The 25,081-nt window shown below is 40.4% G+C and carries 28 protein-coding genes and 1 pseudogene; 25 read left to right on the forward strand and 4 right to left on the reverse strand.

Annotated features, from left to right (window positions below; genetic code table 11):
* Positions 1 to 114: 114 nt before the first annotated feature.
* The 7 genes from NST94_RS13315 to NST94_RS13345 all read left to right on the forward strand — a co-directional run bounded on the left by NST94_RS13315 (position 115) and on the right by NST94_RS13345 (position 7,244).
* Complete coding sequence (locus NST94_RS13315) at positions 115 to 990, forward strand: LysR family transcriptional regulator (protein WP_076278999.1); 876 nt, start codon at positions 115 to 117, stop codon at positions 988 to 990.
* A 359-nt stretch (positions 991 to 1,349) separates the two neighbouring features.
* The gene (locus tag NST94_RS13320; RefSeq protein WP_339282060.1) at positions 1,350 to 2,099 is read left to right on the forward strand and encodes a sulfite exporter TauE/SafE family protein; all 750 of its coding nucleotides are present in this window, start codon (positions 1,350 to 1,352) and stop codon (positions 2,097 to 2,099) included.
* Positions 2,100 to 2,287: 188 nt separating this feature from the next.
* Positions 2,288 to 3,331 carry a LacI family DNA-binding transcriptional regulator gene (locus NST94_RS13325; RefSeq protein WP_076194330.1) on the forward strand — a complete coding sequence of 348 codons (1,044 nt, stop codon included), beginning with the start codon at positions 2,288 to 2,290 and terminating at the stop codon, positions 3,329 to 3,331.
* 10 nt (positions 3,332 to 3,341) lie between these two features.
* Positions 3,342 to 4,502: a Gfo/Idh/MocA family oxidoreductase gene (locus NST94_RS13330; RefSeq protein WP_339173966.1), complete on the forward strand. Its 1,161-nt coding sequence runs from the start codon at positions 3,342 to 3,344 to the stop codon at positions 4,500 to 4,502.
* 25 nt (positions 4,503 to 4,527) lie between these two features.
* A complete protein-coding gene (locus NST94_RS13335; RefSeq protein WP_339282061.1) occupies positions 4,528 to 5,250 on the forward strand; it encodes a ThuA domain-containing protein in 723 nt (240 codons plus the stop codon).
* A gap of 20 nt (positions 5,251 to 5,270) precedes the next feature.
* Positions 5,271 to 6,374 carry a Gfo/Idh/MocA family oxidoreductase gene (locus NST94_RS13340; RefSeq protein WP_076185988.1) on the forward strand — a complete coding sequence of 368 codons (1,104 nt, stop codon included), beginning with the start codon at positions 5,271 to 5,273 and terminating at the stop codon, positions 6,372 to 6,374.
* A 75-nt stretch (positions 6,375 to 6,449) separates the two neighbouring features.
* The gene (locus NST94_RS13345) at positions 6,450 to 7,244 is read left to right on the forward strand and encodes a hypothetical protein (RefSeq protein ID WP_339190882.1); all 795 of its coding nucleotides are present in this window, start codon (positions 6,450 to 6,452) and stop codon (positions 7,242 to 7,244) included.
* An 89-nt stretch (positions 7,245 to 7,333) separates the two neighbouring features.
* Here NST94_RS13345 and NST94_RS13350 read toward each other — a convergent pair whose 3' ends face one another.
* Both NST94_RS13350 and NST94_RS13355 read right to left on the reverse strand, forming a co-directional pair.
* A complete protein-coding gene (locus tag NST94_RS13350; protein WP_339282062.1) occupies positions 7,334 to 8,155 on the reverse strand; it encodes a DUF2785 domain-containing protein in 822 nt (273 codons plus the stop codon).
* Between the two features lie 28 nt (positions 8,156 to 8,183).
* Positions 8,184 to 9,068 carry an AraC family transcriptional regulator gene (locus tag NST94_RS13355; protein WP_076129302.1) on the reverse strand — a complete coding sequence of 295 codons (885 nt, stop codon included), beginning with the start codon at positions 9,066 to 9,068 and terminating at the stop codon, positions 8,184 to 8,186.
* Between the two features lie 124 nt (positions 9,069 to 9,192).
* Here NST94_RS13355 and NST94_RS13360 point away from each other — a divergent pair, with 124 nt between their 5' ends.
* From NST94_RS13360 to NST94_RS13370, 3 genes are read left to right on the forward strand one after another with little or no spacing between them, the layout of a single operon-like run.
* Positions 9,193 to 10,080: a sugar phosphate isomerase/epimerase family protein gene (locus tag NST94_RS13360; RefSeq protein ID WP_339282063.1), complete on the forward strand. Its 888-nt coding sequence runs from the start codon at positions 9,193 to 9,195 to the stop codon at positions 10,078 to 10,080.
* Between the two features lie 18 nt (positions 10,081 to 10,098).
* A complete protein-coding gene (locus tag NST94_RS13365) occupies positions 10,099 to 11,130 on the forward strand; it encodes a Gfo/Idh/MocA family oxidoreductase (RefSeq protein ID WP_339282064.1) in 1,032 nt (343 codons plus the stop codon).
* A gap of 41 nt (positions 11,131 to 11,171) precedes the next feature.
* Complete coding sequence (locus NST94_RS13370) at positions 11,172 to 11,645, forward strand: GNAT family N-acetyltransferase (RefSeq protein WP_339282065.1); 474 nt, start codon at positions 11,172 to 11,174, stop codon at positions 11,643 to 11,645.
* Between the two features lie 62 nt (positions 11,646 to 11,707).
* Here NST94_RS13370 and NST94_RS13375 read toward each other — a convergent pair whose 3' ends face one another.
* Positions 11,708 to 12,202, reverse strand: a complete 495-nt coding sequence (locus tag NST94_RS13375) for a hypothetical protein (protein ID WP_339282066.1) — start codon at positions 12,200 to 12,202, stop codon at positions 11,708 to 11,710.
* A gap of 170 nt (positions 12,203 to 12,372) precedes the next feature.
* On the opposite strand from NST94_RS13375, the gene NST94_RS13380 reads away from it, so the two are divergent.
* The 8 genes and pseudogenes from NST94_RS13380 to NST94_RS13415 all read left to right on the forward strand — a co-directional run bounded on the left by NST94_RS13380 (position 12,373) and on the right by NST94_RS13415 (position 17,127).
* On the forward strand, positions 12,373 to 13,239 hold the full coding sequence (locus NST94_RS13380) for a S66 peptidase family protein (RefSeq protein WP_339282068.1): 867 nt from the start codon (positions 12,373 to 12,375) through the stop codon (positions 13,237 to 13,239).
* Between the two features lie 172 nt (positions 13,240 to 13,411).
* On the forward strand, positions 13,412 to 13,939 hold the full coding sequence (locus NST94_RS13385; RefSeq protein ID WP_076278990.1) for a ClbS/DfsB family four-helix bundle protein: 528 nt from the start codon (positions 13,412 to 13,414) through the stop codon (positions 13,937 to 13,939).
* Between the two features lie 15 nt (positions 13,940 to 13,954).
* The gene (locus NST94_RS13390; protein WP_076185973.1) at positions 13,955 to 14,470 is read left to right on the forward strand and encodes a TlpA disulfide reductase family protein; all 516 of its coding nucleotides are present in this window, start codon (positions 13,955 to 13,957) and stop codon (positions 14,468 to 14,470) included.
* 10 nt (positions 14,471 to 14,480) lie between these two features.
* Complete coding sequence (locus NST94_RS13395; RefSeq protein WP_076185971.1) at positions 14,481 to 14,984, forward strand: GNAT family N-acetyltransferase; 504 nt, start codon at positions 14,481 to 14,483, stop codon at positions 14,982 to 14,984.
* Between the two features lie 332 nt (positions 14,985 to 15,316).
* Positions 15,317 to 15,757: a hypothetical protein gene (locus NST94_RS13400; protein ID WP_175617375.1), complete on the forward strand. Its 441-nt coding sequence runs from the start codon at positions 15,317 to 15,319 to the stop codon at positions 15,755 to 15,757.
* On the forward strand, positions 15,724 to 16,527 hold the full coding sequence (locus NST94_RS13405; protein WP_339282069.1) for a DUF5071 domain-containing protein: 804 nt from the start codon (positions 15,724 to 15,726) through the stop codon (positions 16,525 to 16,527). The genes NST94_RS13400 and NST94_RS13405 overlap by 34 nt, the downstream gene beginning before the upstream one ends.
* Positions 16,528 to 16,570: 43 nt before the next feature.
* Positions 16,571 to 16,897 (forward strand): annotated as a pseudogene (locus tag NST94_RS13410) (PhzF family phenazine biosynthesis isomerase); the annotation flags it as partial.
* Positions 16,898 to 16,911: 14 nt separating this feature from the next.
* Positions 16,912 to 17,127 (forward strand): sulfurtransferase TusA family protein, encoded by a 216-nt coding sequence (locus tag NST94_RS13415; protein WP_076129310.1) that lies wholly within the window; start codon positions 16,912 to 16,914, stop codon positions 17,125 to 17,127.
* A gap of 2 nt (positions 17,128 to 17,129) precedes the next feature.
* Here NST94_RS13415 and NST94_RS13420 read toward each other — a convergent pair whose 3' ends face one another.
* Positions 17,130 to 18,014 (reverse strand): LysR family transcriptional regulator, encoded by an 885-nt coding sequence (locus NST94_RS13420; RefSeq protein WP_076135116.1) that lies wholly within the window; start codon positions 18,012 to 18,014, stop codon positions 17,130 to 17,132.
* A gap of 173 nt (positions 18,015 to 18,187) precedes the next feature.
* Between NST94_RS13420 and NST94_RS13425 the strand changes: the two genes are divergently transcribed.
* The 7 genes from NST94_RS13425 (at position 18,188) to NST94_RS13455 (ending at position 24,956) form a co-directional block, all read left to right on the forward strand.
* Entirely contained in the window at positions 18,188 to 18,877 is a 690-nt protein-coding gene (locus tag NST94_RS13425; RefSeq protein WP_076135115.1) for a YeeE/YedE thiosulfate transporter family protein, read from the forward strand.
* A gap of 66 nt (positions 18,878 to 18,943) precedes the next feature.
* On the forward strand, positions 18,944 to 19,171 hold the full coding sequence (locus NST94_RS13430) for a sulfurtransferase TusA family protein (protein ID WP_076129313.1): 228 nt from the start codon (positions 18,944 to 18,946) through the stop codon (positions 19,169 to 19,171).
* Between the two features lie 22 nt (positions 19,172 to 19,193).
* Positions 19,194 to 19,754 (forward strand): YeeE/YedE thiosulfate transporter family protein, encoded by a 561-nt coding sequence (locus NST94_RS13435; protein ID WP_232061338.1) that lies wholly within the window; start codon positions 19,194 to 19,196, stop codon positions 19,752 to 19,754.
* A gap of 84 nt (positions 19,755 to 19,838) precedes the next feature.
* Positions 19,839 to 21,059 carry an FAD-dependent oxidoreductase gene (locus NST94_RS13440; RefSeq protein WP_339190900.1) on the forward strand — a complete coding sequence of 407 codons (1,221 nt, stop codon included), beginning with the start codon at positions 19,839 to 19,841 and terminating at the stop codon, positions 21,057 to 21,059.
* A 244-nt stretch (positions 21,060 to 21,303) separates the two neighbouring features.
* Positions 21,304 to 22,272, forward strand: a complete 969-nt coding sequence (locus NST94_RS13445) for an ABC transporter permease subunit (protein ID WP_076129315.1) — start codon at positions 21,304 to 21,306, stop codon at positions 22,270 to 22,272.
* 29 nt (positions 22,273 to 22,301) lie between these two features.
* Positions 22,302 to 23,198: a carbohydrate ABC transporter permease gene (locus tag NST94_RS13450; protein ID WP_036678249.1), complete on the forward strand. Its 897-nt coding sequence runs from the start codon at positions 22,302 to 22,304 to the stop codon at positions 23,196 to 23,198.
* Positions 23,199 to 23,270: 72 nt separating this feature from the next.
* Positions 23,271 to 24,956: an extracellular solute-binding protein gene (locus NST94_RS13455; protein ID WP_339282070.1), complete on the forward strand. Its 1,686-nt coding sequence runs from the start codon at positions 23,271 to 23,273 to the stop codon at positions 24,954 to 24,956.
* The last annotated feature ends 125 nt before the right edge of the window (positions 24,957 to 25,081 follow it).

The raw sequence follows: 25,081 nt of genomic DNA on the forward strand, positions 1-25,081 counted from the left end.
TTCTTCATTTTCAACTCAATATAGTATAATACGGCTCTATACATAAGGTAACTGAATGTTTATCATAGGATACATGAGTAAAACTTATGTAATTTATAAGGGTGGGAACAGAGGTTGAGCATTAATAAATATGAGATTTTTCTGAAAGTTGTAGAGCTAGGCAGCTTAACAAAAGCAGCAGAAATGTTGGGTTTTACGCAATCCGGAATTAGTCACACCATTAGCAGCTTGGAGATGGAGTTTGGGTTCGCGTTATTAATTAGAAATAGATCCGGTGTGAAATTGACGGTAAACGGGGAACAAGTTCTGCAGCCTATCCGTGAAATCTTGAAGTGGAACGAGAAATTGAAGCAGGAGGTAGCGGACATCCACGGGCTAGAGATTGGCACGATCACCATCGGTACGTTTACCAGTGTGTCTGTGCATTGGCTGCCAGGGATGATTAAGCAATTTCGCAGTGAATACCCATATATAGAAATCAAGCTGATGGAAGGCGGTTATTTGGAGGTTGAGCAGTGGATAGAGGCTGGAGTGATCGACTGCGGTTTTATTTCACTGCCTACACGTGAGAAGTTTGACGTAATTCCTTTAAAAAAAGACCGGATGTTAGGGATTGTATCTAAAGAGAATCCACTTAGTGCAGAACCCTTTCTTTCCTTATCGCAAATTGCTAAGGAGGATTTCATTATCCCGAAAGCAGGCTCGGATTATGATGTTAGACGTGTGCTGGATAAGGCGGGTATTAAACCTCATGTTAAATTCTCAGCAGGTGATGACTATGCCATTATGTCGATGGTGGAGAAAGGCCTTGGCATTAGTATTTTGCCAGAGCTTGTCTTGACCCGGCAAAATTATAATGTGGCCATGCTAGAATTGGAGGAACGTAGTTTCAGATCGTTAGGAATTGCTGTCCACTCTATGAAATATGCTTCTCCCGTCACCAAAAAATTCCTAAAGCATGTGCAGGTGTGGCTGAAAGATAACACCTAAATAAATACGTCAAAAAATAAGAAACTGATACCTCATCAAAGTTAAGGGAGATCAGTTTTTTTGTTTAGTACTTCAGCTAGTTTTTCAGAAAACAGGAACTACACACAGGCCGCTGTAATCGATTTTAAAGGATTTTCGTTAAATATATGTATATCTCCATTATCTTATAGTTTTTACGGCATTATAGAGGATTTGAGAGACTTTAAATTGCATGTTTATCCTCTATTAATATCTGTTTTAGAATAATTAATATGTTATAATTAGAAGTGTGGAAATAAGGAATGTATTCAGATGTTCTGGAAATGTGAGGACTTTATGCACAATTACGGATGGATGAGATTAGGAGGAGGATTATACGATTGAGCGTTACAATAATTACACTAGTCGTAGTAGCAGTATTTATAGGTGCCTTAATGAGAACCGTGTTTGGTTTTGGTGAAGCGATTGTGAGCATGCCACTGCTTGCACTGCTCCCGATTCCTATACATACCTCAGTTTCTTTGATTGGATTGGCAGGCCTCACGGTTGCCTCACTTACAGTTGTGAGTGGGTGGCGGCATATAGAACGATCTATTTTGATTCGATTAGCACTCTCAACAGTGATAGGAATTCCTGTAGGACTTGTCATGCTTTATTTAGCACCGGCAAGTGTAATTATGACTGGACTTGGTATATTTTTGATTGTTTATGGAGTTTATTCGGTGATTAAGAAGAGAATATTTAAGACGATCGATCATCCCTTGCTTAAGGCAAAAGGCTGGGTCTATCCTTTCGGATTCGCTTCGGGTGTACTTGGCGGTGCTTATAACTTTAATGGTGTCCCTGTCGTGATCTATGGTACTTTACGACAATGGAATCCGGATCGTTTTCGGGGTACGTTGCAAGCTCATTTTCTTATTTCTGGTGTACTCGTTGTAACGGGTCATGCTATCGGGGGATTGTGGACGGCGGATGCTCTTGTTCTTTATGGATATTCTATTCCAGCAATTCTCTTAGCTACGGTGCTTGGGGTATATGTGAATAAACGTATTCCTGCTAAAAAATTTGAGAGTTACTTATTTCTGATTATCATTTTACTTGGTGTCCTAATGCTAGTACCTCGCGGATAGTTGAAAAGAAATAGAAAGACGTTCTTCTCCTTAGTGTATATGAACGTCTTTTAAATTTATCCAATCTTAGGGTTGACGAAGAGCCTTGTTCATGAGAAAATGTACGCGCGTACATTAAATGAATGCGTTTTCGAATAGCGAATTGAACGAGGCTTAATGTCACTGTTCATAACCTATGAGAAGGAGGAATTTATATCGCCAGCCGTAAAGAGGTTGCCGAGCTTGCAGGTGTCTCAGAAGCCACAGTATCTCGCGTGTTAAACAATGTTGGTCCGATTAAGGAAGAAACGAAGGAACGTGTGTTGGCAGCTGCACTGAAGCTAGGCTATACCCCTAGTTCACTTGCTCAGAGCTTTGCTCGTAGACGGAGCGGGAACTTGGGTGTAGTGATGCCTTATTTGCCGAAAGCCCGCTTGTTCTCCACTTATTATTTTTCGGAAATATTAAGTGGAATAGGGAGCAAGGCGCGAGAAGAGGGTTATGATCTGTTAATGCTGTTTCGGAATGCCGAAGCGCCAATGGATTATAACGAGTTGTTTAAGATGCGGAAGATCGATGCTTGCATTGTGCTTGGCGCTAAAGAAGAGCCAGGTGAGCTAGCCTCACTCCGCCGTTTGAAGGAAGAAGACCATCCTTTTTGTCTGATTAATCAGCATTTTGCTGGGGAAGCTTTTCACGAGGTGGATGCCGATCATGTCGAAGGAAGCTGGCAAGCGGCTAAACACTTACTGGAACAAGGTTTTAAGAGGATTGCTTTTCTAAATGGGCCAGAATCTTATTCCAACAGCCGAGATCGTTTAACGGGGTATACCCGCGCTTTGGCAGAGGTGAATCTTTCTGTAGATTCTTCACTTTTGTTCGAAGGTAACTTTAGCCGGAAAAGCGGAATTATAGCTGCCAAAGAAATGTTGCCTTTGCTGAATGAGATTGATGCGATTATGGCCGCTAATGATCGGATGGCCATTGGTTTGCAGCAAGGGCTGCAGGAGCTAGGAATACCAAGGGATCGCCTGCCAGCTATTGTGGGTTATGATGATTCGGAAGCTGCGGAGCTTACCACACCTGCATTAAGCAGTGTGCGGGTTCCCTTTTACGAACTAGGTGAACTTGCCGCAGCCCAAATCATTGAATTGCTGGGAAACAATCTGGCAGAAGTACCCGCACCAGCCGTACAGATCAAATTACCGACAGAACTAGTTATACGAGCTTCATCTAAATCTATCAACACTTAGGAGGAATAAGATGAAACAGCTTCGCATTGGAATGATCGGTTATAAATTTATGGGTAAAGCCCACAGTAATGCTTATCGCAGTTTGCCTATGTTTTTCCCGAAAGCGCTTAAACCGGAAATGTCTGTAATCTGTGGACGTAATAGTGAAGCGCTTGGAGAAGCTGCATCGCAGTTAGGCTGGGCGGATTGTGTTACGGACTGGAAGGATCTGATCGCTCGAGAGGATATTGATCTTATAGATATTAATGCTCCCAGCAACGCGCATAAAGAGATAGCTTTGGCAGCAGCCAAAGCAGGTAAACATATTTTTTGTGAAAAACCACTTGCGCTGACCTTGGCGGATTCCCGTGAAATGCTGCAAGCTGCTGAAGACGCGGGAGTTACACATATGGTTGGTTTTAATTATCGCTTTTCTCCGGCAGTTCGACTGGCTAAGAAGCTCATAGAGAGTGGGCAGCTGGGAAAGATTTATCATTTTCGGGCTTGGTTTCTACAGGATTGGATAATAGATCCGGATTTCCCTTTAGTGTGGAGACTGCAGAAGGATATCGCCGGTTCAGGTTCGCATGGAGATCTGGGGGCGCATCTCATAGATTTGGCTCATTTCTTAGTAGGTGATATGAAGGAAGTAATCGGCATGAGCGAGACCTTCATAAAAGAGCGTCCGCTCGCCGCTGAAATGACTGGTTTAAGCGCTAAAGGAGATAAGGATGCACCCAAGGGTAAGGTTACCGTTGACGATGCCACCTTATTTTTAGCCCGTTTTGATAATGGTGCTCTGGGCAGCTTTGAAGCTACAAGATTCGCAGCGGGTCATCGCTCTACCAATTCTTTTGAGATCAATGGGAGTCTTGGCAGTGTGAAATTCGACTTCGAACGTATGAATGAATTAGAAGTTTATTTGACCTCGGATGCAGAGGATGTACAAGGTTTTCGCCGTGTGCTGGCGACCGATCCTGCTCATGAGTATGCAGAGGCTTGGTGGCCACCAGGTCATACGATTGGTTTTGAACATACGTTTATTCACGAAATGCTGGAGCTTTCTAACGCAATTGAAGAAGGTCGTCAGCCAGAACCAAATTTCAATGATGGAGTGAAATGCCAAGCGGTGTTAGAGGCTGTAGAACGCTCTATTGATGAACGCCGGTGGGTCGATTTATCCGAGATGTAATCTAACCTTAGAAGGAGTGCTGAAGATGAGAAAAGCATTGATTGTATGGGGCGGTTGGGAGGGTCATGAGCCTGAGCAGGTCGCTGATATATTCGCTAAAATGTTGCAAGAGGAACAGTTTGAAGTTGAAGTATCGAATACACTGGAGGCTTTTGCTGATGCAGATAAGCTTCTTGGACTAGATTTGATCGTGCCGGTATGGACAATGGGCACAATCGAGCAGGATTTTGTGAATCATGTCTCCGCAGCTGTACAGCATGGAACAGGTCTTGCCGGTTGCCATGGCGGGATGTGTGATTCTTTTCGTAATAATGTAGATTGGCAGTTTATGACGGGTGGACAATGGGTAGCTCATCCTGGGAATGACGGCGTTAACTATACCGTAGAGATTTGTCAAAGCTCAAGTCCTCTGGTAGAAGGATTAGAAGATTTCAGTGTTTGCTCAGAGCAATATTATCTGCATGTAGATCCAGCTGTTGAAGTTCTTGCTACGACTCGTTTTCCAGTAGTTGAAGGGCCTCATTCGTATAATAAGGCTGTTGATATGCCAGTAGCTTGGACAAAACGTTGGGGCTTGGGCAGAGTTTATTATAATTCACTGGGGCATCATGCGGACATTGTAGATCAGCCGCAAGTGCGTGAAATGATGCGCAGAGGATTAATATGGGCAGCTGAAGGTAAAGCGCAAGCATTATCCAATGTTTCGGGGGGTAATAATAGTTATAGTGGAATGGCAGACAGTCAATAAATTCTGGGAGCGATCAGCGAATGGATAAAGTCAAAGTTGGTATTATTGGATGCGGTAAAATCAGTAGTATCTATATGGAGAACTGTCAAAAGTTCGAGATCCTTGATCTAGTTGCATGTGCAGATTTAGATTTGGTGAGAGCACAAGAACAAGCGGATAAATACAATATTCCAAACGTCTATACCACAGAACAATTACTGAATGATCCAGAGATAGAAATCGTAATCAACTTAACGATCCCAGCTGTTCATGCGGAAGTATGCCTGAAAGCTATTGAAGCGGGTAAACATGTATACGTTGAGAAACCTCTAGCTGTGACGAGAGAAGAAGGACGCAAAGTTCTGACTGCGGCGCGGGAAAAGGGAGTACTTGTGGGCAGTGCACCGGAGACATTCTTCGGAGCGGGAATTCAAACGGTTTTGAAGCTGATAGATGAAGGAGTAATTGGCGAACCTGTTGCAGCTACTTCGTTTATGCTGGGCCGTGGACATGAGCATTGGCATCCAGATCCGGAATTTTATTATGCCGCTGGTGGAGGTCCAATGTTCGATATGGGTCCTTACTATTTGACGGCTTTGGTGCAGCTGTTGGGTCCTATTCATACGGTTAGCGGAATGACTGGGAAAGCGCTGGAAGAACGTACGATAACAAGTGAGAAGAAATTTGGGAATAAAATTCCTGTTCAAATTCCAACTCACGTAGCCGGAACCTTACGATTTGAAAATGGTGCCATTGCAACGTTGATTACAAGCTTTGATATCTTTGGCGGGAGCAACCTGCCGCATATAGAAATCTACGGAACGCTAGGAACGATTCAAGTTCCAGACCCGAATAACTTTGGGGGTCCCGTGAAACTCCGGCTTATGGGTGAGAATGAGTGGACGGAACAGCCGTTGTTGTCAGGGTATGATCAGAATACCCGCGGGATTGGACCAGCAGATATGGCTTACGCCATTCGGACGGGTAGAGAGCATCGTGCCAGTGGAGAACTGGCTTATCACGTATTAGAAGCAATGTGGGCTTTCCATGATTCTTCTGATGCTCATTCATTCTACGAAATGGAAAGCACCTGCACTCGTCCTGCGGCACTTCCAATCGGTCTTGCTCCTTATACTTTGGATTAGAGAATTCTTCCTGAATCTGCAACCTATCACTTCCGGTCTTCGTTTGAGAAGATGAAGAGTGGAGGTGTTAATAGGATGCGTAAGATAATTATTGGTTGGATATGGATTCCCGTTGTTATTTTGTTAATCAGTGGCTGTTCAGAGGCTCAACAAGCGAATAAGGAGCCGGTTCCAACTCCTGTAATTAGTTCAGAACCACAAATTTTAGCTTCTACGAACCCCGCAATGGATGATCCAGGCGCGGTTAAGACTTTCTTATCAGCTCAGAAGATTCCTAACGGAGATATTTATCTGCAAGATAACAAGGTTCATATTAATATTGTAGGTTTGAACTCGGAGATTGAGCAAAGCCTTGCTCAGACTTTCACTGCAGGTACTTATGAACTTCATGATGTGAAATATACGATGCAAGAGTTATTAGCTGCTCAAGAATTGTTGCATGAACAAGAACTATACCAGAAGCTGAATCTCTACGGCTCTGGTGTAGATACGATTGGTAATAAAGTAACTATAACCATTCCGTCAGATGATGCGGAAGCAGCTAAGCTTGAAATTGAAAAGTGGATCGATCCAAAGATGTTGACCTATGATATTTCAGAAATAGGTGATCCGCATGTAGTAGGTACAATCGTTGATATCGATACTAAACAGGCGAAGCGGATTCTAATCCTTGAACCTGGTAACGAAGATCCATCTTACTGGTTCACATTCAATGCGAAATCTGAAATGTTTAATGAAGCTGGAAAGACCATCAGCTTTAAGGATTTACAGGTAGGACAGCAGGTTAAGTTATGGAATACAGGGATGGTGCTGGAATCTTTTCCCGCGCTTGCGAGTGTGCGGAGGATGGAGCTAGCAATTACTGAATAATCTAATAGACCCGTCAACAGGTAGCAAGTGCTCCACGTATTTGAACTGTAGATGGAAAGTGAGGGTGCTCTAACCCTCACTTTTTTTAATTAGGAATAGTATACTTTTTCTACTTTATATAATGTATGCTCGATTGTTGGACAGAGATTGGCATGTACTTTGTAATATTTAACTCGAAAATATAAACTTTTCAAAAAGTTCTTTATATTATTTTTTTGTTTAAAGGCAGGAAGAAATTCTGGATTTTTCTCCACATCACCAAAACTTTGAATCCATTGCTCTACATAAGTCTGACTAAGCATTTTTCTATCTAAAACACTCATTATGGATCTTACCATTCGCTCATCTTCCCCATCGGAGTATATTCGATCTGTTAGGGTCATCTTTTCGTAAACCAAATCGAGGATAGTTATGAGGTCATTTTCATCCAGTTCGGAGCATTGAGCCAATTCATCTAAAGTATCTGCTGCATGGGCTATAGCATGAGCCCAGCCTTTTTCTTCGTCATACCCCCGGTAATCCCGCTCATTTTGCACACTGCAAAATACCTTCTCTTTTATCTGATGAATTTGCTCTCTTGAGAGAAATGGTGATTCTTTATGCCTCATGAAGAGGAGTGGGATAACTAGCATAGAGAAAGATCTGGTAAAGACAGAGTCTGTATTGGTTTCGCCAAGCTTAAAATGCAAATGGTTTTTATCCAAGATAACGGGTATAAGTTGTTCCAGTCCGTTTGTAGTTAGAGAATTACCTGGGATCCAATGAGAAAAAGTTGTATAAATTAGCTCATCCCGTAGTTGGGCATCTAAAGAACCAATGTTATTTATCATTTCTTGTACCAACTGGAAGGTATCGGAAGGTGCTTGGTAATCATTTTCTTTTATGCATATCAACGTTTCTTTTAAATTCATTTTATAATCTCCTATTTTCCAGTGTGAATTATTTTCTAATACCGGATGGTGTAGTTCCTTTATATTGCTTAAACAGCTTGGTAAAATAATTAGGATTGTCGCAGCCCACTCGTCCAGCAATCTCCGTTACAGTAAAATCTGTCTCCAGCAACAGTCGTTCTGCTTCATTTACGCGGCAAAGATTAACATAATCGATGAAGGTTCGGCCGGTGAGCTTCTTAAAGGTTTTGCAGAAATGGTATGGATTTAGATTAACGGATCTCGCGGCGCTTTCAATAGTCATTTTCTCATCAAAATGGTTCTCCATGTACTCCAGCAATGGCTTAAAACGCTCACGATTGAAGGATTGACGTTCATTTGTTCTGCCAGAAACCTGCTCAGGCAAAAAGGTACGGGAGAGCAATACAAAAAGCAGATGAAGTTGATTTTTGATGATCAGCTGAAATGCAGGACCTTTCTGATGCACTTCATCCACGATAGTGTTCAGAAGAGAGTAATAAGTAGAACAGGTTGGAACTAGTGCCGCTGGTTTAACTGGTAGCTGATATCGATTCTCCAAATAGGGAGCTACGAATTGTTCATGTTGAGGATCTTGCTTCCAATCTTTAAATAAAGAACTATGAAATACGACGGATATAAATCGGACATGATCATCCCGCAGACTATATCCAACATGCAAACCTCCAGAAGGAACAAACAAAACCTCTCCGGGATGCAGTTCGTAGGGCTTGCTATCGATGTGGAAAATGGCGCTGCCTGCTTGCATGATAATGATTTCGAAATGCTCATGCCAGTGTAGAAAAAGGATGTTCTGGCCGATTTTCGCATGTTTGCATTCATTAAAAAACAATCGAAACGGATAGGTGTTTCCTTCTAATTGAGGGTATTCTTTAAGATCATTAGGATAGCTCAATATTTATTCAACTCCCACAATATACGACTATATAAACACAATATAATAAGAGTTTTAAGCTCAAATGCAGTATATACTCGGGTTATAGAACTTACTATAAACCAATATTGGAGTGGTACACAAGATGAAGGATACAATGCGTATAGGCACATTAGTTGGAGGCGGAGATGCTGTTAGAGTGATTCCGCAAATCGTAGGTCATGGCTTCGAATCTTTTAGCTTAACCTTCTGGCAGACTACAGGTGAAACAGATCTTGTGGAAACTGGTAAGCGTGTGCAAGAACTTGCGGCAAAACATGATTTTGTGATTTCATCGGTTGGCATCTTTGGCAATCCTTTGACGAATACGGGTGACAATTCCGATGCATTAGCGAGCTGGGAACGGCTTATTGATCTTGCTCATGTATTTGGTACTGATATGGTATCAGGATTCACGGGACGACTACCAGGAGTGTCCATTGATGAATCGATTCCGAAGTTTGCCGAGGTATTTGGTGAGCTGACAAAAAGAGCAGCAGATCGCGGAGTAAGAATTGCTTTTGAGAACTGTTCCATGGATGGCAATTGGACTTCAGGGGACTGGAATATCGCTCATCATCCAATAGCCTGGGAAAAGATGTTTAACGCTGTCCCTGCTGACAATATCGGACTCGAATGGGAGCCCTGCCATCAGATGGTGCAGTTGATTGACCCGATTCCACAGCTGCGCAAATGGACAGATAAGATTTTCCATGTACACGGCAAGGATGCCACCATCGCTTGGGATATTGTAAAAGAATATGGAATCCACGGCCCGAAACCTTATGTATGGCACCGTACTCCGGGTTTTGGTGATACGAACTGGACGGATGTGATCTCCATTTTGCGTCAGGCTGGTTATAAAGGCACCATTGATATTGAAGGTTGGCATGATCCTGTCTATCGGGATGAACTGGAAATGACGGGTCAAGTACATGCCTTGAATCATTTAAAACAATGCCGCGGAGGCAGCTTTGTGCCTAATCCGCTTTAATAAGTCAGGGGGAGAAATATGACAGCACAGTATCGGGTAGTAGTTGCAGGTTGCGGAGGAATGGCTAATGCATGGATTGAATACGCTTTATTGCGTCCAGATACTAAGATCGTTGCTCTAGTAGATATAAGGTTGGAGTCAGCTGAGGCGATGGCCGTGAAGCATGGGATTTCATGTCTGACGTTTACGGATATTAAGCAGGCGATACAGGAGACCGCAGCAAATCTCATCTTTGACGTTACTGTTCCAGGAAGTCATTTCAATATTTCTAGCACTGCATTGGAACTTGGATGTAATGTGTTTAGTGAGAAACCTTTAGCTGAGACTATGGAGGAATGTAATAAGATTGTTGAGATCTCGGAACGGACTGGAGACGCTCATGCTGTGATGCAGAACCGCCGTTATGATCCTCGTATTCGTTCTTTAAGAAAAATCATAGAATCAGGAACCATCGGAAGAACAGGATTTATCGGTGCAAGCTTTTTCCTTGGGGCTCATTTCGGGGGATTCCGTGATGTTATGAAAAGTCCGTTGCTGCTGGATATGGCGATTCATACCTTCGACCAGGCCCGGTTTATTAGTGGCGCGAACCCTGTGTCCGTATACTGTCAGGAGTTTAATCCTCCCGGTTCATGGTATGAGGGGAATGCTTCGGCAGTGTGCATTTTCGAGATGTCCGACGGTTCAATATTTACCTATCAGGGATCTTGGTGTGCAGAAGGTGCATCCACGTCATGGGAAGCTTCTTGGCGGGTTAACGGGGAGAAAGGAACCGCAATCTGGGATGGTCATGAGCTGCCATATGCTGAGGTAGTTACTGCAGGAGATCAGAGTGATAAGTTCATTCGTGACGTAAAGCGTCTAAATGGTGAAAACGTTGAGATGAGTAAAACATTCCATCACGGGTGTTTGGATGAGATGTTCTTGTCATTAGCAGAGCAACGTCCTGCAGAGACGAATTGTAGAGATAATCGGTATAGTATGGCAATGGTGTTCGGAGCGCTGGAAAGTGCTGAATCTGGCCGGAAAATTGATCTAGTGGAGTTCTGAGATTGACTTCTGTTACTACAATCGCCAGCAAGGAGATCAAAATGAATATTAGAGCTTACCGAGAATCGGATCTTAGTCAAATTGTCTCATTGTTCTACGAAACAGTTCATTCCGTAAACAAACAAGACTACTCACAGGAACAGCTGGATGCTTGGGCACCTAAAGAGGAAGAGGCACTTAAGCTTAATACTTGGAGAGCTTCTTTACGTCAAAATATCACTTATGTAGCCGAAATTAATAATATTATTGTGGGCTTTTCTGATATGACAGCAGAAGGACATTTGGATCGATTATATGTTCACAAGGATTACCAAGGGCAAGGTGTAGCCTCTGCATTGGCGAATAAGCTTGAATTGAAAGCAAAAGAACAGGGTCTTTATGAAATGGATACCGAAGCAAGCATCACTGCTAAACCTTTTTTTGAACGACAGGGGTACCAGCTTATTGCGAAACAAAGTATAGAACGAAAAGGTGTTTTGTTGGTCAATTATAGGATGAGCAAAAAAATAATGTAATTCAAAAAAGCAGGTTGCTCATTAGAGCAGTCTGCTTTTTGTGATAAGAAGGATATTCAAATTCACCCATCAATCAAGTTCATTAATGCTACAGTATCAAATCGATCCCCTTGAACTAACCATTTACTATCCACATCAAAGAGAGTCAATATACCTTCCAAAGGCACACGTTTACTTTCTTTGTCATCCTTATCCAATAAAACAAGATCCACCGTATATTTTAACTCGATAATCTCTTTTTTTTGTTCGGAAAGGTTGAATTTTAGGTTTTCCGGTTTTAAAGAAAGCTTTTGTTTATCAGCGATTTTAAATGGGATAATTGTAATTCGGTTCGCTATAGCCTTTTCGGAAAAGTATTCTGTAAAATACGGTTTCATCTCTTCATTTCGCGCAAGAATGGATTCATCAGACATTAAATCCTCAGAAGCCTTGACGGTATATTCTACATTTTTATATTTCTCTGCGGCTTTAGTAGCATCATCTACTTCTGAACTACATCCCATAATTAACGCCAGGGATAATAATATCATGCTTAATATCAACGGTGATTTACGCATTAGTACACCCCCAATGTATTTGATCTTGCATTATTATACTTATATTACCATGTTGTGGTTTCATAATTTCAAGAAGAAAATGATTCAAATCCCTAAATATGGTATGGTGTAAATATGATCGTAAATTTGAGGAGATTAAACTAAAAAGTAGAATCGAAAGGATTATTAAAATGAACACAACCTTAAAATTTACTCGCGGGAATAAAGTAGGACTGATTGCTTGTTCAGATGGTGTGAGAGTAGAAAACCTAGCTAAAGTAGAGGAATTAAAAAGAGTTTTGCATTCATTTGGACTCCATGTAGTGATGGCTAATACTTTGTTTAGAAAAGAGGGTTATTTCAGCGGCAATCCCAAGGAAAGAGCAGCGGAGCTGAATCAACTATTTGAAAATACTGAAATTAGCGCGATATTCGATATTTCAGGCGGGGATTCTGCCAATCAGATCTTAGAGTACATAGACTATGAAAGTATCCGAATGAACCCCAAACCCTTTTTTGGAATGAGTGATTTGTCAGTTATTTTGAACGCTTTATTTACGCAAAATAATTCGAAATCCTATCATTATCAGTTGATGAATTTAGTGTCTTCTGATGGGGCGGAGCAGCAAAGGGCTTTTTATCGAACATTCTTCGAGGGTCAAAACGATCTTTACAGTTTCCGGTATCATTGGATTCGTGGTAACCAGATGAGCGGGATAGTAATCGGGGGGAATATTCGCTGTTTTTTGAAGCTGGCAGGGACAAGCTATTTTCCGGATCCTTGTGACAAAATATTATTGTTGGAGAGTTTAAGTGGCAGAGCTAACAAAATAGTCTCCTTTTTTGCTCAGCTCCAGCAATTGAAATATTTTGATGCTTGTGCTGGATTGATTCTAGGCTCGTTTTCAGAACTTGAGAACTTTAATGAATTCCCGATAGTAGAAGAGTATGTGAAGGAAATTAGCCATTCCGCCTCCATTCCTATCATAAAGACAGCTGAGCTTGGGCATGGCAGTAACAGTAAGTGTATTGTTGTGGGCAATAAAATCACTTTGTGAAATTCTTTATCAAATTCCGCTTGCCAGAGAACTTGGAAATGGAGATTCACTCAAAGGGATCATTAGGTCAGTGTTTACGTGTGCAATTTGGACTGCATATTTATTGAAATCAGAGCGAGTACATAATACGTTTGTAAAGTAATTTAAAAAAGTGTTTTAAAGGAGGGGTATGATGTCTACACAAGATTATCTATCAAAAGAAGAATTGAAAGATGCGATTCATATTGCCTATCAGTCTCTTGATCATGAATTTGATGGCATTGAGCACTCCCAAAGAGACAATCGTATGGAAGGGGTTGATCGTACCCCAGCAGAAATCATTGCTTATCAATTGGGCTGGTTGAATCTTATTATGAAATGGGATAAGGATGAAAAAGCAGGGTTAACCGTTATTACACCTTCACCGGATTATAAATGGAATCAGCTTGGCGGATTATATCAATCGTTTTATCATACATATGCTGCCTACTCATTAGACGAGTTAAGATCTTTATTTCAAGAGACAGAGCATCAGTGGCAGAACTGGATTGATTCTTTAAGTGATGAAGAACTTTTTACGCAAGGCGTGCGGAAATGGACAGGAAACAATCCAAGATGGCCAATGGTCAAATGGATTCATATTAATTCAGTAGCACCGTTTAAGACTTTTCGTTCTAAGATTCGCAAATGGAAAAAGCTTAATGTAACTAAGGAAGTATAAAAGGACGGATTATTTTTGAAGAAGATATCTATTATTGTAAGTACATTTATATTTTTGATTGCATTAAGCTCGATTATACTTGTCGTAGTAAACAACACTTCTAAACCCATTAAGAGTCCTGAGAACATTGAACTAAAAGAGTTGGCGAATGGAAACAAAATACAAGTGGACTTCACGGAGAAACCCACTGTATTCGTATTTTTCACCTCATGGTGTCCATATTGTAATGACGACGCTCCTAAGATTGTCTCATTGTATGAGAAATATAAAAATAGAGTGAACATATACGGAATCAATTTGCTTTATCAAGATGATCTTTCTGAAGTAAAACAATACGTGGCGGATTACAACATAAAGTATCCTGTTCTCCTAGATGAAACAGGTGATCTCCATAAACAATTTGGTGAACAAGCTTTTCCTGCGTTGTTTTTTATAAACTCTGATGGCAAGGTCATGGATCAAATTATTGGCTCGACTGATTTTGACGCAATTGAGAGTTCGTTTAAGATTTTCATTAAAAACTATGATTAAGGAGGTTGAAATGAATACGATCCATTTAGAGGTTTTTGCAGCAAAAGATCAATCGGATGTAGATATATTTTGGGGACTTTTTAATAGTTACATTAATGAATTATCTCTCCACGTATCTATGGGCGATGATTTTGACCTGGATTACTTTTATTCAGACGAGTATAGAGAGATCATTGAAGAGCTAAGAACAAGAGATATAAATCCTTTAAATTTGTTTCTTATACATAAGGACGGTACTGTGCTTGGATTTTTAATGTATGTTACTTATTTTGATGAGGGTGGAAAGTGTTTTTTAATGGAGTATTATATTGAACCTACGTATCGGAATTTAGGGTATGGTGAATTTGCCTATTCAATGGTCGAAAAACATGTTTATGCAGACGGTGCAAAGTATATCGAGTTAACCCCGACTAATGATGCAAATGAAAGGTTTTGGCGCAGTGTGGGGTATATGAAATCAACGGATATGGATGAGGATCATAAATACATTTATCGGAAATCACTTTGTATCTAAATCGTAAGGAGTTAATCCCTATGATCAAAAAAAGAAAGAAACTCATAATCATCACCGCATTTCTTTCATTTTTGCTTCTGATGCTGATTGTTGTCTATATGATAAATCCTCAACCTTTTATGTAGAACCAGATTTTACAGAGGTCACAACAACGATACTTTTGAACGATATTGATCCAGACGGATTTAACGCGGATGTGATCGCCCATTCAGAAATTAATAGATGGTTTGGAATCTTTGTCAGGTTTAGTGGAGCTTATTGATGGATTAAATAATGGAAAAGATTTCAAAACAATCTATAAATCAATCGAATCCCAAAGCTAGGAGGTTGAGATGAAGAAATTCATTATTGTAATTCTAGCCATAATTGCTTTATTGCCATTACATGCGGTCTACGCGGATTGGGCCGGTTCGTTTGTTGTTTATTCAGGTGACATCTACGAAATATCAGACGATGAACTCATCCCCTCCGAAGAAATCGATAAGAAGATAGGGCATGTAACTAAATATTCCGATGAGGAAGGCACGTACAGGGGGAATTTCTCGAATATTTATCCTAAAGGTACGCCCTACTACTCAATTATCAATACCGATCCAAAAGATTACATTGCTATTAAGACCCAAGAGGATATCTTTGTAAAAGCTTATAATAAAGGCCATTATCCCAATGATGAATTGGTTAAAAAAACGATTTGGATGTATTTCTTATTGGGGACATCGGTTATCGTCTTATTAATAATTTGGATAATGAAGCGGAAGAAAGCAGTGTTGTAGCTAGAACGGCGTGGTGGAAAATTCAAGTTCAAAGGGTGAATCTAGTGGAAGAAGCATCTAGTCTAATCAAAAAATTATCATGGCACACACGCGAAGAGGAAAAGGAAGATGCAATTAATAAGCTACAATATATAAAGGATGAAGCTTTGCATTTATTAGTACAACCTATATCAAAAGACTATTGGGATGGAGCGGCTGAAACAGTCATACGTTTAGGATATCCACGTGTGAAAAGCATATTGCCGGGTTTGCTTGAATGGATACAAGATTTAAATTGGCCAGGTGCGGGGGAAATAGCTGGTTTTTTACTTGAAATAGGGGATCCGATGATTCCATATGTTAAAGATGTACTAAATCAACACAGCGATGATCAAGAATGGGTGTATTGGATTTTCGAAAAATTAATTGATCATTGGAACACGAAACAAGTCCAACAGATACAAGCAGAATTAATTAAGATTTCACAGGAAAAAGCCAATGACCTATCGGCATTAAGAATCTTATTAACTCACGGTATATACGCAAAAGATGTGGTCTGTGAAATAATCCAGCACAAAAAAGATGTCCTTGTATTTGAACTCAAGGAACTTCATGATACTCATCTTGATTGTGAAGCTCTTCATAAAGAATTCTTAAATCAGCAGCCTAATGTAATTAAACAGTTTCATGAGCACAATAAAGACCGTTTTTATATATGTAATGCGATATCTAACCGCCAAGAAGTTTTAAGAGAAATAGAAATTTTTACTGCTGAGTTTCTCACTTCGTGAAGTTATCAAGCTTTATTGAAATAAATTGAAAGGAGACTAACCAATGAACAACATAAAAGTACTTCATTATGATGCTTTTTCTCCTTATCCCAACAAAGGAAATCCAGCTGGTGTAGTATTAGATGCGGCTCATTTGAGCGAAAGTGACATGCAAGCGATAGCTCATAAGGTCGGTTTTAACGAAACAGTTTTTGTAGTCTCATCAGATGTAGCTGATTTAAGGCTTAAGTATTTTACGCCAGGCCATGAGATCAATCTTTGTGGACATGCTACAATGGCATCTTTATTTGCTTTAAAAACAAAGGGGATCCTTGGTGAAGCTGGCTCGATAAAGATCGAAACAAACGTGGGGGTGCTACCCATTCAATTCAGTATGGTAACTTCATGATTGAAATTGATTGTCTGGGAGAAATCTGTCCAGTACCAGTAATGATGTTAAAAAAACATCAAAAAGCCATTCAAAATGGCGAACAGGTGATGCTGGTTACTGATCATAGCTGCGCAAAAGTTTCCATCACGGATTACTGTCGTGGTTCAAATTTGAAATGTACCATCCAAGAAGTTATTAATGGGGTATGGGAGATTACGATTGAGATATAAGTTCAACACAATGTATCAATCAATGTCTTTTCTATATAACGAATTAATTGTTTCGTATCATTGTCACAACGCTGATTATGTTTTTTTACCATGTAGACATCGTTATTTACTTGGAACTGATCAATATGAATAATCTTGAGTTGTTTACTATACAACTCTTTTTTTATGGACATATAAGGCAGAAAGGCAACACCATGTCCTCTAATTGCAGCAAGCTTTACCGCCTCAAGGGAGTCCAGATTAAACAGTATGTTTAATTTAAGCTCACCCGCAGATATGTTATTTAAAGCCCTTTGCACACAATGAAGCTGTGAGGACCAGATTAACGGATATTTAGGGAGCTCATTCAGTGTGATTTTATCAGGACAAACGGTCGTACTGCTTGCCACTAGCATAACTTGATCAGAAAACACCATATTGGAGCTTAATTCAGATTTCGGGGAAGGCCCGGAAATAAAGCCAACATCACCTTCTTCAAGAAGCAAACGTTCTTCTACCAGTGACGATGCCCCTTCGTTTAGAGTGATATGGCAATTGGGAAAATGCTTTTTTACCTCATATAAAGTACATGGCAGGGCATAATTACAGACTTCTGGAATCGCATAAATAGACAGCTCATGTTGTGTTGGCTGTAAATGATTGATCTCTGTGACCATATCATCATACAATTTACAGATTTGCTCCGCATACTTCTCTGCTATAATCCCTGCTTCTGTTAGGCTGGCCCCTTTATTACTTCTCACAAAAAGCTCAGAACCCAAGGTATTCTCCCAGGATTTCAACTGCTGACTCAGTGCGGATTGGGTGATATGAGATTTCTGAGCGGCTTTAGATATACTTTTTAACGAAGCAATATCTAAAAATAATTTAAGCGTTTCCATATTCATACTTATTCCTCCTGTTGCCCGCTGTTAGTGCAAACTATAGCATACTTGATTACGCTCCATCTGTGCCATTAGTAACACTTATACAGCATAAAGAAAGCAGATAACCACAGCGCAAATAAGTATGTTACTATTTTCACATAGTCAATTACATAAAACGATGGAGGTGTTAGACTATGGGGCAAACCGTAAGTCCCGAAACGAAATCAACCCGAACCAGAGCTCCTAGAAAACCTAAAAAGAGTCAGTTGCCCATCGCGTTGCTGGTCACAGTTCTCATTATTGGGTTTGGTTTTTTCCTAGACCATTCCCACGATAAAATGGTTGTCTACCTGCTTTTCGGTATTTCGTTTGGCGTTATTTTGCAAAGATCACGTTTCTGTTTTACTGCATCACTTAGAGATCCATGTATTACAGGCAGCACATCGGTAACAAGAGCTGTACTGATAGCATTTTCTCTCGCTACGATCGGATTTACAGCCATAAAGTATCCAGCATTCCTGGAAGGTAAACCGATTCCTGGGATGGATAATGTGGGTCAAATCAGTTTTGCTTTGATAATTGGCGCAGTATTATTCGGAATAGGCATGGTTATTGCAGGGGGTTGCGCTTCGGGTACATTGATGCGTGTAGGTGAAGGATTCACGATGCAGATGTTGTCACTTGTGTTTTTTGTCATTGGGTCACTTTGGGGATCACATGATATGGGTTGGTGGAGAGCTAACGTTATAAAGGATGCACCCACTGTATTTTTACCAGACGTCTTTGGTTGGCTTGGAGCGCTAGTTGTTCAGTTCCTGATCATTCTTCTGTTGTACATCGCTGCAGTTAAATGGCAAGAGAAAAAGATGGGAAGCGCAGATTAGTTTAAGTTATTACGTGAATATTTTCACTATTAGGAATTTTAAAAAATATAAAAGGTGGTTTTTAAGATGGCTGAATTTACACTTGATTGCCTGGGAGAAGCTTGTCCGGTACCGTTAATGAGAACAGAAAAGAAAATGACTGAACTAAATGTTGGAGACGTTCTAGTTGTTGCTATTGATCATAGCTGCGCAATGAAAAACGTACCAGAATGGGCGAGAAAACAGGGACATAATGTGGAAATCGAAGAGGTCGATGATGGCGAGTGGGAAGTTGTTATTGAGAAGGTAAAATAGGATCGCTAAGTAGGAAAGGACGGTGAATGAAACGGTGAACGAATTCTGGTTGAAGATATCGTCTAACCGCTTTTACAAGCAATTGCTCAAAGAACCGTTTACTTATGTAACTGGAGCTGTACTTCTCGCTGTGTTCGCTACAGCACATCTGGCTGTTTTCTCAAAAGGATGGGGAGTAACCAGCGCCTTCGCGGACTGGGGAGCTTGGGCGTATCGACTGGTAGGAGGAAATGTAGATAACTGGGCTTACTTTAGTACGGAGAAAGCTCAAAAAACATTATCTTCCGGATTTTTGAATGATGGTGGGTCTATTCGAAATGTAGGGATTATCTTAGGTGCATTAGCAGCGACATTGTTTGCTTCCGAGTTCAAGCTTAAGAAAATTAAGTCCAAAAAGCAGGTAGTGGCGGCTGTACTTGGTGGGTTGCTCATGGGGTACGGAGCTAGACTGGCTAATGGATGTAATATAGGTGCATTATTTACGGCTATAGCTTCTTTATCGCTTTCAGGCTGGATTTTTGGATTGTTCCTGCTGGTTGGTGCATTTATAGGCAGTAAATTATTAGCCAAATTCTTTATGTAAAAGTGAAATAGGCTGAGCTTATAGTGCTGACGAGAGTCAGCCTATTTTATTGAAATCATAGTCTACACAGGAGGGTCAATTGAAATGGAAAAGAAGACAGAACAGTATGATGTCGTCATTATCGGTGGCGGGGCTGCTGGATTAACAGCAGGGATCTATTGTGGACGAGCAAAATTGAAGACACTTCTTTTGGAAAAATCGCTGGTAGGCGGTCTTGCGACTTATACTAATGAAATAGAAAATTATCCTGGTTTTCCTGAAGGAACGACCGGAACAGATCTTATGGGATTATTTCATAAACAAGCCAAAAAATTTGGTGTGGATTTCAAAATGACAGATGTCAAATCTGTCTCGGCAGCGGAAGGGATTAAAGTAGTGGAAACCTTTCGGGTTCGATATGAATGTAAAGTCATTATCATAGCCAGTGGAGGAAAACCAAGAATTACAGGTGCAGCTAATGAAGATATGTTCTTATATGATAAAGGAATTTCCTTTTGTGCAACCTGTGACGCTGCGGCAAATACGGGGAAAACAGTTATGGTCGTTGGCAGTGGTGATGCAGCTATTGAGGAAGGGATGTTTCTGACTAAGTTTGCAGATAAAGTGATCGTATCTGTCATGCATGATCATGGGAAAATGGATTGTAATGAAATTGCCAAAACGCAGGCACTAGAAAACCCTAAAATGGAATTCATGTGGAATACGGTGGTAAGTTCTTTCGAAGGTGAGGAACGTTTGAATTCCGTCGTCCTGAAAAATTTAAAATCTAATGAACTGCAAAACGTAAAGGTCGATTCATGTTTCTTATTTATTGGATACACCCCTAACACAGAAATTTTATCAGGGGTAGTAGATCTAAATCGTAATGGATATGTACTTATTAATGAGAAAATGGAAACGAATATACCTGGGGTCTTTGCAGCAGGAGATGTGTGCGATAAATTTCTAAAACAAGTTGCTACCGCTGTTGGCGATGGTGCCATTGCAGGGTATGGTGCAGAGAAGTATATATCTGAATGTGAGGTGTATGAGCATCAAATTCTGAATCAAGGCAAAGCATCTGTTGTTTATTTATGGAATGCCACAGATCCTTCCTGTCGGGAGTTATTGCCTCTAATTGAGGGATTTGAGCAATCCCATTCGGATGTCAGGGTCACAAAGGTAGATGTATATAAGTCACCCGGACTTGCTGCCAAGCTAGGGATAGATTCAGTTCCTTCTATTGTTTATCTGGATAATGGGAAGGTCCAAAAAGTAATTACTGAAAAGATAAATGAAGAAATACTGAGGACTCTTGCTAATTAAGGAGAAAGTCAAAGACACATACAGATGTTATCTCTGTATGTGTCTTTTTTTATTCAAGCTTAAGGAATATGAGACGAGCTAATGCAAGAGAGTGTCAAAGTATCAATAATAGTTGTTTTGTCATATATTTTTGAAAGCGCTTAAACCTTATGATTATTTTATAAATGTTGCAACTATAGCGGAGGGAGAAAGGACATCAATTATCTGTACATATCTTCAAAATCATCACAAGGAGGATTCACCTATGGCGAACGCAAGCGTCGCACCAGACAAGAGATCCGGACCGAATCTCAACAAGCAACGAACTAGCGGGATCAGACGCTTTTTTAAGCAAATAGATCTACAGCTTATGGTATTACCAGCACTTGTTCTAGTTTTTATTTTTGCCTATATCCCCATGTACGGGATTCTAATTGCATTCCAGGATTACAAGTTAGGGAATAGCTTTATTAGCAGTGACTGGGTTGGCTTAAAGCACTTTATTTACTTCTTTAATGCTCCTGAATTTGAAGTGGTTATGAAAAATACAATCATCATCAGCTTACTGAAGTTTTGTTTTGGATTTCCTGCACCGATTATTTTGGCGTTAATGCTGAACGAAGTCCGTAAGATGTTCTTTAAACGAGTGATTCAGACCGTTACTTACTTGCCTCACTTCTTATCTTGGGTAGTTATCGGCTCAATGGTTACCTCGATGTTATCCGTAGATAACGGCAGTATAAATATGCTGCTTGAGAAATTGAAATTCATTGATGAACCGATCAACTTCCTTTCCATGACAGAATATTTCTGGGGCATTTTAGTTACAACCAATGTATGGAAAGAAATTGGATTTGCTTCAATCGTGTACTTAGCTGCCATTGCTGGTATTGACCCGCATTTATACGAAGCGGCTTCGATGGATGGTGCAAGTCGGTTTAAACAGATATATTTGATAACGTTGCCTTCAATTATGCCAGTTGTAATCATCTTTATGATTTTGGCAATCGGTAATCTGGTGAATGCAGGATTCGAAGATATTTTGATCCTAGCTTCCAATCCAGCTCTACGAGAAGTGTCAGATTCAGTTGATGTATATGTTGTACGTGTCGGTATAGACAATTTCAGGTACTCCTATGCGACTGCTATCGGATTGTTCAAGGCCGTGATCAGCGTGACATTACTTACCTTTGCCAACTTCATTGCCAGAAGAGCAGGGAACAGCTTGTGGTAATGAATTACTCAATATAGGGGGACCAAACTATGAAACGTATTAATATAGGAGATCGAATATTTATAGGATTCATATATGTATTTTTGACCTTACTGGCATTTTCCGCTTTTTATCCATTTTGGAACTCACTTGTTATTTCCTTTAATGAGGGGATGGATACTTCGAAAGGTGGAGTTACTTTCTGGGTCCGTGAGTTCACGCTTGAGAATTATAAGATCGTTTTTGAAGATTCTCGTCTAATGGGTGGATTCGTCATTGCTACATTGCGGACAGTAATCGGTACAGTAACAGCGATACTGGCCACTTCGATATTCGCTTATGGAATGTCGAAGCGTGAACTGATGGGTCGCAAATACTACATGATTATGTGTATCATTACTATGTATTTCGGTGGGGGACTCATTCCGTCATACATGCTTATCAGAAGTTTAGGTCTCTTCAACTCATTTTGGGTGTTTATAATTCCTGCACTGGTCAGCGTATGGAATATGATCATATTCCGGACCTTCTTTCAAGGTCTTCCACAAGGTTTAGAGGAGTCAGCAAAGATTGACGGTTGTGGATATTGGGGGACTTTTGTCCGCATCGTACTTCCTTTGTCGGGACCAGTTATAGCAACATTATCTTTGTTCACAGCAGTAAATCACTGGAATGAGTGGTTCGTAGCGAGTATTTACATTACGAAAGAGGAGTTAATGCCGATTCAGACCATTTTAAGACAGATATTGTTCTCTAATATTGCTTCAGAACAGCTGTCAAATGTAGATGCAAGCTCCATTGCTCATATTAACTCGGCTAAGAAAATAACCTCGAAGTCATTAACGATGGCTACGATCATGGTTGCAACCATTCCGATTGTATGTGTGTATCCATTCCTACAAAGATTCTTCGTTAAAGGGGTCTTGGTCGGATCATTGAAAGAGTAGGATGATAGAATGAGATTGGGTTTAGAGCGTATTGCTTTGAACATAGATTACAAATTGAAAGGGGAAAATACATTGAAGACTAAGAGAAAGATGCTTCTCGGTATGATGTCTACCTTGCTATTGACGACTTTGGTGGCGGGTTGTAGTGGCAACAATTCAAGCGCTCCGGCGGCAACTGCTGAACCAGAGAAAGAAGGGGGAACAGCGGTCAACACAGCAACTGAAGCTCCTGCGGCTGATTTGTATGAATTAGGGAAAGAACCGCTTGAAGTCTCATTCTACGGAAATTACGGCTGGTATCAAATGCCGAAATGGGGCAAAGATGCTGCTTCTAAATGGATTTTAGATAATCTGAAGATCAATGTCACAGGAATTAGCTCTGGTGGTAATAACGCTCAAAAGCTGCAAACGATGATCGTTGGTAACGAGCTGCCGGATATTGTGTGGACCGAGAAAGGTGCTGACGTAGAACGTCTTCGCCAAGCGGATATGCTAGTTCCTTTGGATGAATATATTGATAAATATCCAAACTTTAAGAAATACTTAACAGCTGGACATTTGGAATTGCTTCGTTCCCCTGATGGGAAGATCTATCAGCTGCCGAATTATTATACAACTCAACCAAACGGAAACGCCGGTTATGCTATTAATAAAAAGATTTACAAAGAGCTTGGTTCTCCTAAGCTAGAAACGACAGATGATTTGTATGCTTATTTAAATGCTGTTAAGGCAAAGTTCCCTGACGTTATTCCGTTCGAGACGGGTTTAGCGAGAGATGGTAACGGAATTGACCAGTTATTCTCCTCTTTTAAAGAGAGTAATCTGTCGTATACTAGAATATACGCCGTACCTGATGGCGATAAAATGGGTTCGATATACAAGGATGAAGGATTCCGTGAGTCAGTTGTATTTGCTGCTAAATTAATGCGTGAGAAGCTAATGACGCAGGATGCGAATACTCAAACAGAAGATCAAATTAGAGAGAAAGCGATGAATGGCAAGTTTGCTGTTATTGCGACTTTTGATCCAATGAAATTGCTCGCCACTGCTGATGAAGAGATGAAGAAGACGGATCCGGAAGCTGGATATATGTTTATTAAACCGATTTACAAAGCTGGTTTGGATCAAAGTAAGATTACTCCAGGAACGTATAATCAGTTAGGTTGGAACGTTGCTACAATCACTAAAAACGCTAAAAATCCAGAGGCTGTATTCGCTATGCTTGACTGGATGACAGGACCAGAAGGTTCTATGGTTCTTAACTGGGGTCCTCCAGGACCAGAAGGGTATTGGGATGGATTTGAAGCAGATGGACTTACTCCTAAATTTAATAAAGATAAATATCTGAATGAGCCAGAAGCTCTGTCCGAAATTAACGGAAAAGCCGGTGACTTGGTATGGGTAGGTAATACTGTTTTCTTGGATAATACAAAGAAAATGATGTTGCAAACCCTTCCAGCTGACAAGATTGACTTTAGTAACCGTTGGCAGATGGAAGTAACTTGGGCTTCGCAAGGTGACTTTACGGAGTTCCTGAATTGGGATCCGGCTCCAGACAGTGAAGAAGGGATTATCAGACAAAGTGTCAGAGATATCTGGTTAACAGCAAGAGCAAAATCGATGTATGCGAAGACTGATGCAGAAGCATTAGCAATTCTTGATAAAGCACATGAAGATTCTATCAAGGTTGGCTATGAGAAATTTCTTGATTATGTAACAAAAGTATGGACAGAAAATAAGAAAGCTTTAGGTAAATAATAATTTGTAATACGAAGGTTTGCTATTTAGCAAGCCTTCGTTTTTACGTCCCATTTCTTGTACTCATTGTTTTATCAGCTGTTAGGGAAGAGAATGAATGGTATACTGAAAAAGATTGGTTAGTA

Origin of the sequence: Paenibacillus sp. FSL H8-0282 (genome assembly GCF_037963825.1) — a bacterium.
Taxonomy (GTDB): Bacteria; Bacillota; Bacilli; order Paenibacillales; family Paenibacillaceae; genus Paenibacillus_AQ; species Paenibacillus_AQ odorifer.